This is a genomic window from Mycoplasma suis str. Illinois, assembly GCF_000179035.2.
Classification (GTDB): Bacteria; Bacillota_I; Bacilli_A; order Mycoplasmatales; family Mycoplasmoidaceae; genus Eperythrozoon_A; species Eperythrozoon_A suis.
This window is the reverse complement of sequence record NC_015155.1, coordinates 58,237-74,878: the sequence shown is the minus strand read 5'-3', so window position 1 is coordinate 74,878 and position 16,642 is coordinate 58,237. Positions and strand designations below refer to the sequence as shown.

14 protein-coding genes and 1 pseudogene are annotated in these 16,642 nt (G+C 31.9%); all 15 read right to left on the bottom strand.

From position 1 onward, the window contains the following. Window positions 1-19: 19 nt before the first annotated feature. Window positions 20-259, bottom strand: a pseudogene (locus tag MSU_RS04885) (S-adenosylmethionine synthetase N-terminal domain-containing protein); the annotation flags it as partial. A gap of 14 nt (window positions 260-273) precedes the next feature. Beyond that, entirely contained in the window at window positions 274-1,242 is a 969-nt protein-coding gene (gene tsaD, locus MSU_RS00390; protein ID WP_013609598.1) for a tRNA (adenosine(37)-N6)-threonylcarbamoyltransferase complex transferase subunit TsaD, read from the bottom strand. 14 nt (window positions 1,243-1,256) lie between these two features. Continuing rightward, the gene (locus MSU_RS00385) at window positions 1,257-2,741 is read right to left on the bottom strand and encodes a type 2 periplasmic-binding domain-containing protein (protein ID WP_013608772.1); all 1,485 of its coding nucleotides are present in this window, start codon (window positions 2,739-2,741) and stop codon (window positions 1,257-1,259) included. A gap of 2 nt (window positions 2,742-2,743) precedes the next feature. Beyond that, window positions 2,744-3,517, bottom strand: a complete 774-nt coding sequence (locus tag MSU_RS00380) for an ABC transporter permease (protein WP_237696896.1) — start codon at window positions 3,515-3,517, stop codon at window positions 2,744-2,746. 123 nt (window positions 3,518-3,640) lie between these two features. After that, window positions 3,641-4,561, bottom strand: coding sequence for a spermidine/putrescine ABC transporter permease (locus MSU_RS00375; RefSeq protein WP_013609596.1), 921 nt, complete (start codon window positions 4,559-4,561; stop codon window positions 3,641-3,643). Continuing rightward, a complete protein-coding gene (locus tag MSU_RS00370; protein WP_013609595.1) occupies window positions 4,552-5,961 on the bottom strand; it encodes an ABC transporter ATP-binding protein in 1,410 nt (469 codons plus the stop codon). Before MSU_RS00370 ends, MSU_RS00375 begins: the two co-directional genes overlap by 10 nt. 143 nt (window positions 5,962-6,104) lie before the next feature. Further along, complete coding sequence (locus MSU_RS04610) at window positions 6,105-7,226, bottom strand: hypothetical protein (RefSeq protein ID WP_013609594.1); 1,122 nt, start codon at window positions 7,224-7,226, stop codon at window positions 6,105-6,107. A 67-nt stretch (window positions 7,227-7,293) separates the two neighbouring features. Next, complete coding sequence (locus MSU_RS00360) at window positions 7,294-8,592, bottom strand: hypothetical protein (protein WP_013608767.1); 1,299 nt, start codon at window positions 8,590-8,592, stop codon at window positions 7,294-7,296. Continuing rightward, the gene (locus MSU_RS00355; protein WP_013609593.1) at window positions 8,592-9,878 is read right to left on the bottom strand and encodes a hypothetical protein; all 1,287 of its coding nucleotides are present in this window, start codon (window positions 9,876-9,878) and stop codon (window positions 8,592-8,594) included. Before MSU_RS00355 ends, MSU_RS00360 begins: the two co-directional genes overlap by 1 nt. Then, window positions 9,850-10,596: a phosphorylase family protein gene (locus MSU_RS00350; protein WP_013608765.1), complete on the bottom strand. Its 747-nt coding sequence runs from the start codon at window positions 10,594-10,596 to the stop codon at window positions 9,850-9,852. Before MSU_RS00350 ends, MSU_RS00355 begins: the two co-directional genes overlap by 29 nt. A gap of 7 nt (window positions 10,597-10,603) precedes the next feature. Then, window positions 10,604-12,106 (bottom strand): 2,3-bisphosphoglycerate-independent phosphoglycerate mutase, encoded by a 1,503-nt coding sequence (gene gpmI / locus MSU_RS00345; RefSeq protein WP_237696914.1) that lies wholly within the window; start codon window positions 12,104-12,106, stop codon window positions 10,604-10,606. Between the two features lie 76 nt (window positions 12,107-12,182). After that, the gene (locus MSU_RS00340) at window positions 12,183-12,893 is read right to left on the bottom strand and encodes a triose-phosphate isomerase family protein (RefSeq protein ID WP_013608763.1); all 711 of its coding nucleotides are present in this window, start codon (window positions 12,891-12,893) and stop codon (window positions 12,183-12,185) included. Window positions 12,894-12,909: 16 nt separating this feature from the next. Next, on the bottom strand, window positions 12,910-13,908 hold the full coding sequence (locus tag MSU_RS00335; RefSeq protein WP_013609591.1) for a hypothetical protein: 999 nt from the start codon (window positions 13,906-13,908) through the stop codon (window positions 12,910-12,912). A gap of 67 nt (window positions 13,909-13,975) precedes the next feature. After that, window positions 13,976-14,755 carry a hypothetical protein gene (locus MSU_RS00330; protein WP_013608761.1) on the bottom strand — a complete coding sequence of 260 codons (780 nt, stop codon included), beginning with the start codon at window positions 14,753-14,755 and terminating at the stop codon, window positions 13,976-13,978. Window positions 14,756-14,793: 38 nt separating this feature from the next. Continuing rightward, window positions 14,794-16,638, bottom strand: coding sequence for a GTP-binding protein (locus MSU_RS00325; RefSeq protein ID WP_013609590.1), 1,845 nt, complete (start codon window positions 16,636-16,638; stop codon window positions 14,794-14,796). Window positions 16,639-16,642: the final 4 nt, after the last annotated feature.

Here is a 16,642-nt window from a genome sequence, read left to right as displayed (position 1 = left end):
TGTATTCAAATAGACTAGGATCGTATCCTAGTCCTTCTAATACTTTAGAAGCTACTTCTTGGAAGTTAACTTCACTATGGGAGCTTCCCTCTCCAGCTATTAGTATCTTTCTATAACTTACTAATATTTCTCCAGCAAATCTAGCTTTTTTAATTCCAATTTTTTGAATTAAAGCATCTAATATACTGTCAGCGATAAGATCAGCGATCTTATCTGGATGACCTCTCCCTACACTTTCACAAGAATATCTACCTGAAATAGTAGAAATAGTCCCTAAATTAAAAAGCTAGCTCTATAAGCTATCATAGATCCATTATCTTCAGCTAGCTTTTCACTAACAAAAGAACACTTAATATTCTTTACTTCGCAAAAGCGAAGTAAATATTCCTTTATTACAGTGTTCTTACTTACTCCCCCAACTATATAAAGAGAAGAAATAGACAGCTTTTTAATTCAATAATCCAATTTAACAAAAATAATTTCTACTATTTCTTTTTGAAAAGCTGTACTTAGTGCTTCTCTTTTTTTATCTAGTGACATATTACTATCTAATGATTCTCAATATCTAGAAGAAGCAGTAATTAAACCAGAAAAATTAAGACTTAATTTACTAGAATCTTTACTCCTTTTAGTTAAAGGAGGAAAACTCTTGTACTTACTATAGTAGTCTTGCAATAAAGGTCCTCCAGGATACTTTAGTCCCATAATTCTAGCTACTTTATCATAGGCTTCCCCCAATGCACAATCTTGACATTCCTCTAATTTATTAATAATATGATCACCTGTCAGGTGATATATTATTGTGTTTTTTCCAGTAATCAGTAAACAAAGAGAAGGGAAATCAAGTTTCTCTTGTAGCCCTACTGATAATACATGAGACTCTAGATGATTTACTGGAAATAAAGGTTTATCTAGAGTCTCAGATAAAGTAGTAGCTAACATTTTTCCAACTAGAAGAGAAGATTCTAGTCCAGGTTCAGCTGAATAAGCAATATGAGTTAAATCTTCTAGTTTTAAGTTAGCTTTAGAGAGACACTCTTCTAAAGCTACTACTAATTTATCTTCATGATTTCTAGCTGCAATCTCAGGAACAATACCACCATATTTGTGGTATTCTTTCCTAGAAGAATAACTCACTTCTTGAAGTATTTTCTTTTCTTTTAGGGAATAAATAGCAACTGAACTATCATCGCATGTGCTCTCTATTCCCAGAATTAGTCCTTTTTTAGTCTTTTCTGCCACTTAGAAAAGATTACTTAAAACCAATTATTCTTTCATCTTTGGAAGGCTAAAGCCAAATCTAAATTTTGATTATCTGTCATTCCCGACTCAAATAAAATTTTGCACTTTGTATTTTCTGATTGTTGATTTTCTGTAGTTTGTGGTTGACCATTTGAAACTGGTTTTTTACATTGATCTTCATTTTGTCTCCCAAAAAGAAGTTGAATAGTTAAATCATCATATTCTTTTTCATCCTCAGATTTTTCTGAAGATTGAGTTTGTTGTTCCGATTTTTCTTTTTTCTTTTTGAATTCTTCATGTTTACTTTTTATAGTTTCTTGCATATCTTTTAGAGTTGGAGTGTAACCTAAATAATCAAAATTTTGTCAAGCTCAAGATTTTTCCTGGGCTTCAGAATTTTGACTTTGTTGTCCTTGAGCTTGATCCGATTGAGTCTTCTTAATAGCTCCCTCAAACAATAACTTGTCTAGGAACTTATAAATTTCATTCTCTTTAGATTCAGAAACTTTACTTGAAATAGCTATTTGATCTAATAATCAAAGAGAAGGAGTGGGTTCCAATATTTTGAAATCTTGAACTTCTCCTCCTTCTTTTTCATTTCTTATCTCTTGATAAGAATAAAGAGCATCTCCGTTATACATAAATACTCCATCTAATTGTTTTTTAGTTAGCATTTCTGACATCAAAGCTGAATCAGAGTTCAAGAACATAGAATTACCTCTTGTTCTTGAACTTACTCCCAGCTTTGAAAGATCTTTATATTTGTCAAAAAAATTGAAAGGTTTATTTTCTTCAACCTTTCAATTTTGTTCATTAAATTTATTGTTTTCTTGACTAGCTAATTTAGAGAGAGAAAGGATTGTTACTTCATCTTCAATAATCCCTAATTTGAAGGGATTATTGTTCTTAAATTCTTCATGTTCAATAATTTTTTTGAACTTTTCTTGTCAACTCAAGTTTTCTTGAGTTTTTATTTCTTTGTCGCAATTCTGACATCTATATGCAAACAATAAATAACTAAGGAAATATGGGAGACCATATTGAGCTAATTCTGGTTTTTGTTTAAAAAATTGAGTAACAATTGGGGAAAATACTTTTTCCCAATTTCTTGTATTTTGGTTATTTGTATTTCCGGAACCAGAGGTTTGATGAGATGAGCCATTTCCATCTTCAACTTTTAAAAGATCCTTAACAGTAGGGAGCTTATCCCACTGGATTTGCTTCACTATATTTTTCTTTATGGCTTCTTCAAGAGTTGAGGAACTCATAATTGCCAAATCATAAGCTCCTGTTCTGAAGCCATTCAAAATATCTCTATCATTCTCAAAATAAACTGTTTGAACTCCATAGCTACTGCTCGCTTCAGTAGCTATGTCATCACTTATATAAGACTGATAAGTGGCTAATACTATATCTCCTGACTGAAAATTCAAATTAACTATTGAGATGGGCAAAACAAATGTTCCTAATATAGGAACAGTTAAAAGTTTTAGTCCCATCTCTAAAGAAAATTCAAAAGAGAAATATTAGACTTATTTCTCTTTCTTCTGAACTTAAAACAAGGTTTAATTACAAAAAAGAAGAACATAGAACCTAGTAAAAGTAATGAGCCAAAAGTAAGGGCTCATACTTTTACTCCCTTCTTCATTGTGTACATTTGAGTAGTTAAGGTAATAATTCTTCCCTTAACTAAGTTAGTAATAATAAAGTCATCCATTGATAAAAGGGTCAATACTAAGAAAGACAATATTATTGACCCTTTTAATTGTGGAATTATTACCTTAAGTAATGTTTCTATTTCTCCACAATTCAAATCAAAACTAGCTAGTAATAGTTTTTTATTTAGCTTTTCTAGTTTGGGATAAATAAGTATTATCCCATAGGGAACTAGAAAAGCTATATGAGAAAGGATTATAGTTGGAAATCCAAAATTAAATCCTAGTGGTAGTAGAACTGCACTAAATAAAAGCATAAAAGATAATCCTTGAATTATCTCTGGAGAAGAAATAGAAAGATTAGATATTTTGAAGACTAAAGGTTTTAGTCTTCCTCCTTTCTTTCAAATAGCGAAGGAGCTAATAATAGATATTCAGAGTGCGGGGCACACTGAAGCAAAAGCAATAGTTAGAGAATTTCAAAGACTTCTTCAAAAAGAATCATTTTTCCCTGGTTGAAGGGAAAATAAGTCGAAATAATTTTGAAATGTTCACTTTTGAGTGACATCACTCAAATCTGTAGAAATGATTCCCTTCTCATTAGTTTCCTTGAATGACAAAAAAACTATTGTCAGTCAGGGAAAATAAATGGCAGCGAAAAAAAGAAAAATAACTGTTCGTTTCGATAGTGTTAGTCATTTAGCACTATCAAGAAGTTTGAAATTTAAAAAGTACTGCAACTTCTAGATATTTCCTGTCCCCAATCTTTGGGGAAAGAGAATATCTATTTTGTTTTGCTGTCGAAGTTTTTTATTTCTATTTAGAGTTGTTCGTTCTTTCACTCAACTCGCAACACTCTTAATAGAACGAACAATTAAAGAGCTAAATACTAGAAAGAGAATAGCGATGGTAAATAAAAAGCTAGCTAGAAAAGCTACAAATGGTTTAGATTCATCTGAACCAATAGCCATATTAGAAATTTGAGAAATTATTTCTCCTATCATCTGAGTTCCTGTATCGTGATTCAGGAACTCAGATATAAAAGTAGTAAATAAAGAAGGTAAGAAGAAAAGAATTGAGGAAGATCAAAAAGCTGTTTTAGATCAGGGGAGAATTAAAAAGAATAATTCTCCCCAGAATGTATAACCTAAATCTTTAACAGCTCAATTCTTTACTTTAGGTAAGCTAGAAAGAGTATTTATGAAGTTATAGGTTACAAGAGGTAGGGCTAAATAAGTTAGCCCTATTATTGTGTAACCTATACCAGAAGTGCTATTTAGACTTCCATTAAAGAAGTCAAATACACTCTTTAACCCTATTAACTTAACAAAGTAATTACTTAATAGGGGAAAAGTTAAGAGAAGTAATATTGTCTTTTTAGATTTGCTTGAACAAGCAAATCAAATAAGAACAGCTAGTGGAAAAGATATGCAAAGAGTTAATAGAAGAGCACAAATAGAAACAAAAAAACTTAATCCTAATGTTCCAAATATATTTCCAGTTAGTCTTTCGGCTAACTGAGGAGATCCAATGGCTTGAAAACTATATTTAGTCAATAGTAGTGCTGGCACTACTATTGCTAAAAATACAAAAATTATGAAAGGTATCAAGAAGGGTTCAACCCTTCTTACCTTAGAAGAAACTCAGTTAAAAACTAGTTTCATATTGAAGAAGTTTTTTTATCTTCACTTTCAAATTTCATTAAGTGAACATCAATAGGATCTCAAAGAAGATCTATTTGAGCTCCTTTTTTGATTTCATTGAAGTTTTCAACATAAATAATGGAATCAAAAAAAAGACACTTAAGCTCTCATAATTGACCTTTATATATAGTGTCAATTACTTCAACGGATATAAATCCTTTTCCCAGTTCGACTACATCGTAGTCTTCTGGCCTAATCATTATTTTTACTCTCTCATTCTGCCTAAATCCCCTGACATTAGATATTTGAAAAAGAAGTTGATTTACTCTAACTTCTTCTGGGGAAAGATAGACTCCCTCAAATATATTGGATTTACCCATAAAGTTAGCAACTCATTCATTAACTGGTGAGTCATATATTTCTGAGGGAGTTCCTATTTGCTCTATCTTTCCCTTTTTAAGAACAACTATTTTGTCAGAAAGAAGAAGTGCTTCTTTCTGATCGTGTGTAATTAGAAGGAAAGTTAACTTAAGAGTTTGGTGCAATCTCTTAAGTTCTATTTGCATTTTTTCTCTCATATCTTTGTCAATTGCAGAAAGTGGCTCATCTAGCAAAACTATTTGAGGTTCAGTTATAAGAGCTCTAGCTAGAGCCACTTTTTGCTTAGTACCTCCAGAAAGAGTATCTATATCAGAATGTTCATAACTCTCTAGTCCAACTAGAGAGATAATTTGCTTTACTTTTTCTCTCATTTCTTCTTCAGAAAAAGGTCTAGAAAGATATTTATATCTAAGTTCTTTTTCTCTCAGGATGGGATAATATTCCCATCAAGATTTTCAATAGTCTAAGTCAAGTAACTTAGACTTAATGATTCCCGAATAAAACATTATGCACTTATAGTAGAGCCCTCTCTTTGGAGTGCTCTCCCTAGATATATAAGTTATTCACTTTTTAAGTAAGTTAGTGTACTTAGTAGTTTCTCTAGAAAGCTGTTCCAGCTTTCTAATACTTTTTAATTTGGACTTACTAAGTAAGTAATTTACTTTTTTTATCTTTTGGTCTAAAGGATTTTCCAGTTGAATTCTTTTTTTACGTAGACCGAAAGCTATATTGGAATAGACATCCATGTGCGGGAAAAGAGCATAGTCTTGAAATACTGTAGATGTAGGTCTTTTATGAGGGGGAATATCTTTGATGTCTATTCCTGAAAGAAGTATTCTTCCTTTGTCAGGCTTTATAAAGCCTGCAATCAAATTAAGTATTGTGGTCTTTCCAGATCCGGAAGGACCAATAATAGTTACAAATGATCCTTCTTCAATTTTTAAATTGAAGTTATCTAATATTATTTGTCCTTTAGACTCGTATCTCTTGGTTATCGACTGCAATTCAAGAAGAGGTACAGACTCTTCCCAAGCAGTCATGTACTGCTACAAAAACATAAGAATAGCTAGCACACTAAAAATCTTCCTTTAAGGAAGATTTTTAATGACTTAGTGGTTTTAGAAAAACATTTTTAGTTAAAAAAAACATTTTTTAACTACTTTTTCTAGTAGTTAGTATTTTTTTAAGTTCCAGTACTTTCTTGTAAGTTTGTAATAGATTCAATTTGATCTTGATAAGTCTTAGCTTGTACTTTAAGAGTTTGTGTATCTTCTTCTGCAAAACTTAATCTTTCTCTAGTCTTTCTATCATATTCATTAAATCTAGATATTTGAGCATTTAATTTGCGCAAATCTTCTTGTTTTAAGGTTATCTCATCATAATAGTTCTTTAATTTTTCATTTATTCTATTTAGATACTTAATTAATTGCTTAGTTAAAGACTTGTAAAGTAATGTTTGATTATCTATCAAATAAGCTATTCTGTCTTGAATGTTGTAAGCTGTTTGGAAATCAGTAGGTGTGTGAGTTTCTTGCAATTTTGATAGATAATCAAAGAATATTTTGTGAGCTTCACAAAGTTCATTTATTAGTGGAGGTTCAGCAAGTGGGAAATCCTTTATGTTATAGGCTATAGATAGTCTCTTATCTTCGAGACTATCTTTTTCTTTCTCTTTAGCCATCTTTTCATGCTCTTCACTTTCTAGATCTGCATCTGCATCTCTTTCCAGAGGAGATCCCTCCGGAAACACTTGTTCAGTATCAAGATTTTCTTGAATTGTTTGCATCTTAAGAAGATCAAGAGGAGCTGGCTTCACATCTTCTTCTTGTTTTTCTTTACTTAATCAACCTCTTCTCCTCTTATCTACTACAGGCTCTTGAAGAGGTTGATGCATTTTATTAACTTCTTGTTCTTCTTGTTTTGGTTCTTCTGGAGTTTCTACAGAAGATACTATTTCTTCTTCCTTTACCTCCTCTTCTTTAGATTGTTGTTCTTCTTCTAATGTAGGATAAGGAGGTAAAGTAATAGATTCAGTATCTATTCTTTCTTCTAGTTTTTCTGATTCTCCTTCCTTTTCAGGAAGAGAATCTAACTTTTCAGATATTTGTTCATCAGTTAGAACTTCTTTTTCTTCCTTTATCTCTTCAGATGGTTGCTTATCTCATTGAATTTTTTCTCCATGATGGAGATAGAAAGTAAAGAACTTATCTGATACATTTTTTATTCCTCAGACTACCTCATTTTCAAATTGAAGATCTAATTTAATGAGGTAGTCTGGTTTCTTTTTCTTTTTCTTCAAATTCAAAACATAATTCTTAAAGTTTAATTATTTCTAAGCTGAATTTTAAAGCTTTTTTTAACTCTTTAGCCTTTTAGATCCGCTTATTCCCGATAACCCTAACACTGTTTTTATTGGGTAAAGAATTTTGATATTCTTTTGCCCAATAAAAACTAGGTTGAGAGAAAGAAGTAAATTCATAATTATCCATTAATACTTCTCTCTCGAAGTTAGGAGCTTCTCCTTCTCACTCTAGTGCATTATTAGTGATTAGGAATCCAGAGGTAAGCTTACCTCTTCAATAAACCTTTCTAGTAAGTTTTTCACTTAGCTTAAGTAATCTGTCATTGCTTGAACTAGTGAATGGATTCATTGCGCTATAACAAGTAAGAGAGAAATCATTTATATCAAACTCTCTTACTTTAGCGAAGCTTCTTCATTCTCTTCTATTCAAGCTTTGAATCAAGCTTGTAGAGAAGTAAGAAACAGAAGGAGAAAAGCTCAATAGATTTTTTGATAGAAGTCCCTTACCTTGCACTCAAACATCTTTGAGTGAAACTCTTTTACTTTTACTTCTATCAATCTTGTACTTCTTAAATTCAGCATGGATTCCATCCAGCTCTGGAAGTAAAGAATATATTAGAGCTGAAGGTCTAATAGGAAGTACAAGAAAAGGTTGTTCATTTAATAACTTATTCAGACTATTAAATATGGGAGCTAGCTCCCTATTTATAGGAACTTCCAATTCTTTTTCACTTAAATAATTTTCAAAATATTGATTTTTCAAATATTTCATTGAAAAATCATCATCAATTGAATAGTGAAGTACATCGTACTCACTGAATTTCTCATTAAATACTTTGTGAAGAGAAGTAGCTGAATACTTAGAAGAACTTTTTAAGTCTTTCCAGTATTCAGGTAACTTCTTTTCTCTTTCACTTAATACACAAGTTTTAGAGGGTTCAGAAGTTGGAATAACTTCTGAAGGTGTAGTGAAACCATCAAATGGTTTAAATTCCTGAACTGGTCATAATTCTTTTTTGGTTTTCTTGGAGCTTCTCTTAGATTTAGCTCCAAGAGTTTTATGTTTGATAGCACTTTTTTCTAAGGGTATTGCGCTTACCCTATAGGGAATCTTTTCTAATTTTTTTGCTTTTAGGTTTGAACAACTTTCTGAACATATATGTTCAAACCTACTACTTATTTTTATTTCTTTTTCAGAAGCTTCTTTTTTTCAAAGAAATAAAAGTCTTTCTCTTGTTCTTCAATAAATTCGTCTAAAACTTTCAAGATTTCTTTGATTTTCCTGAGAGATTTTGTTTGGAAGAAAGAAACTTTCAGGAGAAAGTTCAAATTTAGAAGGTTGAACTTTCTTCCTTCTAAGTTTCTTCACTAATCCACCATTTCTTGCTTAATTCACTTTAGACAGTTGTCTAAATCAATTGAAGAACTAGAGATGGCTAATCCGCCTTCTTCTAGTTCTTTCTTATTTATTTCTTGACTTTCCTTTTCATAGGAATCTATTAAGTTTCCTATAGTATGAAGATCCTCCCCTATAGTTAGGGGAGGAATTCCCTCATACAAGAATACAGGTCTCCTATAGTCTTCAGAGAAAGATAAACTATCTCCTGTTTCTACATCTGCTAATGAGAGGAATCCTTCAGGTTCCTCTCAAGTAGTAATAGAAGTATGTACATATCTTTCTCTGAATCTATCAAAGTAAAGATTTAACAGAGGTAAAAATGTATAGAATCATTTTTCCTCTGGATCAACTCACTGTACATAATCTTTATGTACATTAAGACCTCTAGCTCCTTCCATTTTTTTATCTACTTCTTCCTTACTAATATGTCTCAATACTGAGAATCTCTCAGTAAATTTCACAAAATTTCTTGTAAGAACTCCAACAGGAATAAGAGAACTTTCAACAGGAGTCAATCCTGTTTGAAGAAAGTTCTTAAGGAAGAGGTGTGGAATAGAAGTATCGAGTGAAACCATTTTTCTTGGGATAAGAGAAGTTGTTGTAGCTCAATTCTTTCACTTTTTAGGCTTAAATTGTTGAACTTCTCTCTTCAGGGATGAAGAGATAATACTTGTGGACATCTCAGATATTTTTTTTGCTAAATCCTCGCATTCGCGAGAAAGATTTAGCTTAACTAATTCAGAAAATAGATTTTCTTTTTGAACTTGTTTTCTCTTATCTTCTTTTTCTTCTTTGAAATCTTCAAAGTTAATTAATTGTGAATAAGAATTTGAATTTTCAAAATCAATAAAAGAAGAATCACTTTCAAACCTATCTAAAAAAGATAGGTGTGATTTATGAATTGATTTTTCTAATTCTTTGTCATGATAATGTAAATGATCTAGAAATAGAAGACCAGAAGACTTTGGTCTTCTATAAAAATAACTATTTTCTAGTAAATGTGGGAAATTAGATAACTGATATAGTTTTTTAACTTTAGATTCAGATCAGTATTTTTCATTTTTGAAAAATTCTGATTCCTCTTCTGAAGTATTAAAGTCATTCTGCAGTGACTTTATTATTCATTTTCTTTCAGCTAAAACACTAGAAGTGTAATCTCTTGTTCAATCAATAGAGTTAATCGTTAATTCAGGAAAGGGGGCTTCATCCCCCTTTCCTAAAAACTGATTAACTAGTGTGAGAAGTTTTTTTTGCATATTGAACTAGTATCTCTAGTCCTAGTAAGAACATTCTACTTAGACCTTCTTCTCTTTCCTTTCTAGAAAGTTCAATAATTTCTTTATTTGAACTTTCTATATCAGAAACACTTAGTATTGTTAAGAATTTCTTCTTGTGATACATAGCATTAACTGCTAGTGCAATGCTTTCCATCTCAACAGTATCGCAACCAGTTTTTAATCCTAATTCTGAAAGAGAATATTTGGAATAAAAATTATCTGTTGAGAAATTCTTAACAGGTTTTAGGGGAAAATTAAGACTGGCTGCAGTCTTTTTAGCTAGTTGAATTAATTCAAAATCAACTTGAATATTTTCTTGTGAATTAATTCCAAGAAGTTCTCCATAATTGGAATTAGAAAAAATACTTTCAACTAAAACTAATTCGTTTAGTTGAATATGTTTTGACATTCCACCACAAGTTCCTAATCTAATTAATAAATCTGCATCATATATTTCTGGAGCAAATAATTCATAACTATATATTCCCATGGAACCTATACCCATTCCATGAGCCATTATTGATACTTCAATATTTTTATAGGTTCCAGTAAAACAATAAACATTTCTTACTTCACTTAAAAGCTTTACATCTTTTAAGTAAGTATTAGCTATTCTCTTACATCTAAGAGGATCTCCAGTAACAATAACTAACTTGGAGATTGATTGTTTAGGAGCACTATTGTGTACTGTAGACATATAAATACTAGATTAGAAGAGATGACCCTGTCATCTCTTTAGGTTGTTCCAAATCTAGTATTTCTAATATAGTAGGTGCTATATCTCCAAGTTTACCACCTTCTTTTTTAAGTTGATAAGAAGAGTCACACACTATAAAAGGTACTGGAGATAGTGTGTGAGCAGTATGTGGTAATCCTTTTTCATCTCTCATTATGTCTGCATTTCCATGATCAGCCATAATGAGAAGAGTATGTCCAGTTTTTTTAGATAGTTCATATATTCTTCCTAGAGCTCTGTCAACAGCTTCACAAGCTTTGACAGTAGCTTCAAAATCTCCAGAATGTCCTACCATGTCTGGATTAGCAAAATTAATAACTACTAAATCGTGTTTTTTATCTAGTACAGCTTCTTCTATTGAAGTGCACAGCTCTTCAATAGACATTGCTGGAGCTTTATCGTAAGTTCCTACTTTAGGAGAAGGAACTATTATTTTTTGAATATTAGAAAACTCTTTTTCTACTCCTCCATCAAAGAAATAAGTAACATGTGGGTACTTCTCACTTTCGGCAGCTCTTAATTGTGATTTAGAAGCAGAATGAATTACTTCTCCTAGTGTATTTTTTAGTTCTAGTGAAGGAAAAAATACACTAGTTGAAGAAATTCCCTCATATTCAGATATAGAGTGAAGTGATAAGTTCTTAGGGACTAATTCTGATTCATGAGAATATAGTCCCTTAGAACCAACTAGTACATGAGATAGTTGTTTTGCTCTATCGGGTCTAAAGTTAAGAAATACTACTTGATCTCCTTCTTTTAGTCCACTTTCAGAAGAAATAAATTCTTTTGAAGCTGCTGGACTAATAAATTCATCAGTTATTCCCTTTTCATATTGACTAGAAACATATTCTTTTGGATTTTCAAACCGATCTATTTCAGTTTGAAGAGTCATTACTCTTAAAACTTTTTCTAGTCTATCTCAGTTTTTATCTCTATCCATAGCAAAGTATCTTCCTGAGATAGTAGCTAGAAGAGAATTTGTTTCTTTTAGTTTTGGAAGAATTTCTTCCAAATCTACTAAGAATTGTGATGGAGCTACATCTCTTCCATCACTGAATAAGTGAACAAAGGATTTAATTCCATAACTATTAGCAACTCTAAGGAATTCATATAAGTGATCTAGGTGGGAGTGAACTCCCCCCTTAGAAGCCAATATGAATACATGAAGATTGGACTTAATGTTTCCATTTAAGTCTTTAAGTAATTCTTGAATTGCTGGTATTTTAGGGAATTCCCCTCTTTTTATAGATTGATTAATTCTGTAGAGACCTGTCTCTACAATTCTTCCTGCACCAATATTTAGATGCCCTACTTCTGAATTCCCCATCTGAGATGGGGGTAATCCTACTAGTTCCCCAGAAGCAGTTAAAGAAGTTGAGGGAAAGTTTTCCCTTAGTGAATCAAAATTAGGAGTGTTTGCATTAGCTATTGCATTTCATTCTTTTTCTTCTCTTAGTCCTCAACCATCTAAGATGGTTAGAACTACTTTTTTGTTAGAAGAAATACTAACTATTTATTTAACTACTTAAAAAGCTACTAATCAAAAACTATCTTCCCATAACCATTTCTCAAAGGGAATTGATATTTAAGGCTGCAGAACCTACTAGTATTCCATCTATAGCAGGTTCTGAAAGATAACTTTGATAATTTTTTTGATTTACTGATCCTCCATATAGTAAAGTTATTTTTTTACCACTTTCTCCCCACATATCTATAGCCAATTCTCTTATAGCTTTTAAGTTTTTTACTGCTACTTCTGGGGGCATTGCTTCTCCAGTACCTATAGCACTAATAGGTTCAAAGGCTATAGAAATTTTTTCTACAGTCTTTGAATTCAAAAAGAATAATTCATTCTTTATTTCTTTCAGTGGATCTTTCCCGCAACAATAAATAACTTCTAATCCATTTAGAAGAGCTGATCTAACCTTCTTAGAAACAATTTCTTCTGTTTGGCCCATTTCTCTACATTCAGAATGTCCTATTAAGGTTGAGTAAACCTTAATAGAACTCAATTGAGGGGCAGAAATGAAGGAAGTATATGCTCCTTTTTCTGCGTGGTGTACATCTTGAGCAAATATTTGAAGTTGTCCTCCTATTTCTTCGGCAGTCTTTTCCAGATATATATATGGAAAAGACAAACCAAACTTATGTTTTGGAGTTTCATTTTGTAATTTCTTTCTTAACTCTGTTAAGTAGAAATTAAGTTCATGTCTCAAAAGGTTCATTTTCAGATTTCCAATAATAACCTTTCTTGCCATACTTTTTTAAAGAGCCTTAAATCTTTGTTCTTTTAAGGCTCTTATTGAATACAGTAACTATTAACCTTTTAAAGATTATATAAATTGCCAATCCTACTACACATAGGACTACGCAACAAAACATCTTATCTCTTTTATTTATTCTGAATACTCTTTCTTTAATTTCAGGAGCCATATTGTATTCATTCTGACCAAAGATACTTAACACTTTTTTAATTTTCAACCTCAATATTGGGTTTGAAAGAAGAATTGTTACCAAACCTGTACCTATTCCCAAAACACCACCTACTGCCATCCATTGATGGTAATCGGTTACAGAAAATCATGAAGAGTACCATTGACTGCTCGAACTGCTCGAACTGCTCGAACTGCTCGAACACAATTCAGAAATACCCCAAGCTGCATTACCATAAGCAAGACTCACTAAACCAAGTCCAGCAATACACACACCTCCTCAAAATAGATTTGTTTTTCAACCATACAAAGTTACTAATCTTCTAACAAAACCACTAGTCATTCCCATTGGGTAATAATTTTGTTGGCTAAAAGCCAACTCACTTCTGAATTGTTGTCTCTTAGAGTAGAGACTAAAAACATTTCTAAATAAAGTTAATAAGACTCCCGTCAACCCAGTTTGAATGGGGACCTGAGCTGCTGGACCTGAGCTGCTGGCATTTTTTAAACACCCACTACCCCCATAACATGAATCCAGAGAAAAACCCAACATAGAACTCTGTCCTCATAATTCCCCACTTTCTACCAACATTCAAAATGCATAAACTAAGAAAAAAATAAGTGTAAATCAAAACATGATAGTATAGTTTCTATTTGTTTTGACATAGTATTTCTTTAGTTCGTCTAAACGAACAAAAGGAGTAAATGGATTAGGGCCAGAAGCATCTATGGGCTCCTGAGGAGCCGTCATTCTTTTTCTATCTTCTGCTCCTAATTGTTCACTTACGGGAGCTGGGGCCAGTAGCCCTGAAGAAGCTAATGGAAGGGAAATTTGAGCCATACTAGCTTATTTCCCTTTTAGGAGTTCTTACTATACTTCTCCTAAATTAAAGGGGTTTTTACTTAATTTAAAGTCCAAGTTCCTTATATGGAAAATCATCAACTACTTCAGTTACATCATTTACAAACTCTTTTTGTATTCCCTGACTAAAGAGATTTTCATGAATAATATTCATGCTTCTCTTTAGTTTTGTAAATTTCTCTTCACTATCAGTTATTTCTTTTATTAATCCATCTAACTTATTAAATTGGGAAAAATACAAAGATCCAACTTCCTCTTTATTGGATTCAGTTAAATTATCTAGTATTTTTCCCAAAGAAATAATTTGATAATCTATGTGAGCCATTTTAGATGCATAGTTTTTATCCAATACTCTTTGAGAATCTAATAAAAGAGAAATCTTAGATTTCAGTTTTACAGTTTTTTGAACACCTTCCATGTGTTCACTATATAACTGTAAAAACTGCCTATATTCTCTAGATTGTGGTAACTTTTCATGCGAAAAGTTAGCAGTAAAAGGAGAAGAAATTCTAATTGTATAAAGAAGGGAATCCATATTCTTTTCTAACTTTGAGTTACTTAGTTTTAACTCAAATAAATTATCTATATGATTCAGCAACTCACTTCTTATGGAAGAAGAGAGTGCATCATACGAAGATAAAGCATTACTTTTTTGTACTTTTAGATCTCCTAATAATTGTTCAATACTAGGAATACCATCTACTGTTGAAAGGAGAAGTAAGGTATTACTTATCTTCTCCTCTAATGTTTTAGAGTCTGAATAGCATCATTCGATGCTAAAGTTTGGGTCTTGTTTTTCCTTCTCTTTCAGCTCTAAAACAGACATTTTTTAACCCCTAAACCTTATAAATTAAGTTTATTTTATTAATTAGTGTTAGTAGAAATAAGTGACCTAAAAAAAGAATGAGGAAGTTGTAATTTAGAACTTTCTTTCATTCTTTTTTTACCTTGTGCTTGTCTTTCCCAAAGTTTCTTTTTTCTAGAAATATCTCCACCGTAGCACTTAGCTGCTACTGCTTTTCTAAGAGCTTTAACATTTTCTCTTGCAATTACTTTTCCCCCAATTTTGGCTTGCAAAGCCAATTCATAAAGTTGTGGGGGAACATTATCTTTTAATTTCAAGAGAATTTCTCTTGATCTTGAAACAGCTTCGCTGCTTTCAGCTAAGAAGTTAAGTTCTGCGTACTCTATATTATTTATTCATATAGTTACCTTAGACAAAGATAGGGGATGATAATCCCCTACTATGTAACTATATGTAATATATCCCTTAGTTATAGAGTACAGGGAATGTACAAAGTGAGAATTTAACTCACTTAACGGTAGAGAATACTCTACAGTTAAGTTAACTTCTTCTATTCCTTCTCTTTGTAAGGAGATCAAATAAGTTGATCTCCTAAATGAAATGAAACTCATAAACTCTTTCTCATATTCGGCAGAAAGAGAAAGAGTTAAGAATATATAAGGCTCGAAGAATTCTTTAACTGTAGTCACATCAGGCATTTGTGAACTAGCAGAGAAAAAGAATTCTTCTCCATTCTTCATAATTGCTTTGTACTCAATAGTGGAAGGTCCACTTATTAGCTTTACATTAAATTCTCTTTCCAATCTGGAAATAAGTATTTCCAGATGTAGTGGGCCTAAAGCTCCTATATTTGCTCCGAATCCAAGTGAAGAAGACTGTGTAAAGCTATATTGAAATGATGAATCAGATAACTTCAGTGCTTGCAAAGCACTAGAAAAAGAAGTTCTCTGTGATTCATCATATGGAGCTATAAAACTAAATATCATTGGCTTTAATCCACCAATCTTATCTAGCGGAAGAAGACTTAATTGCTTTTCCTCTGGTGGAGGAAAAGAACAAATGTGTTCTCCACTTTCTAACTGAATATTTTTAGGAAGAAATAGATATATTCTTCCTACATCTCCTGCTACCATCTTGTCAAATCTAACAGGTTTAGGAGTTAGGAATTCTATTTCTCGAATCCTAACTCTTATTTTTGATCTCACTAAATAAACTTCATCACCTCTCTTTATTTCTCCAGAGAACAATCTAACTGTTAAGATTGTTCCCTTTTGATTGTGATATTCTGCCTCAAAAATAAGAGCACACAATCCTCCTTCTTTTATGAAGGGGATATTTAACTTAGATACATATTTATGACTCTCAGGGGAAGACACTTCCTCTATTAGGCTGTCCAGCAAAGCTGGAACTCCTTCTCCTGTTCTAGCCGATATAAAGTGAAACTTTTCAAAAGAAAAAGGAGGTTTTCTCAATTGAGCTAAAACCTCCTCTTTTCTTCCCTCAGAAACTAAGGGAGAATCTATCTTATTTAAGACAGGGATTATTTTTAATCCCTCTTTTTGAGCAGTCTTAAATAAAGATATTGTTTGAGCCTGAACTCCCTTAGTTATATCTATAAGTAGCAGAGCAGAGTCTGCTACTTTAAGACTTCTAAATACTTCAGCTGAAAAGTCTATATGTCCTGGAGTATCTATTAGATTAAAGAAATAGTCTTTTCAGCTTAATCTAATAGCTGCTAGCTTAATAGTTATTCCCTTTTCTTTTTCTAGATCCATACTATCTAGAAAACAATTAGATATAGAAGAAGTAGGTAAATTAGAACATAGCTCTATAAATCTATCGGAAAGTGTTGACTTTCCGTGATCTATATGAGCTATGATACAGAAATTTCTTACTTTCAACATCTAA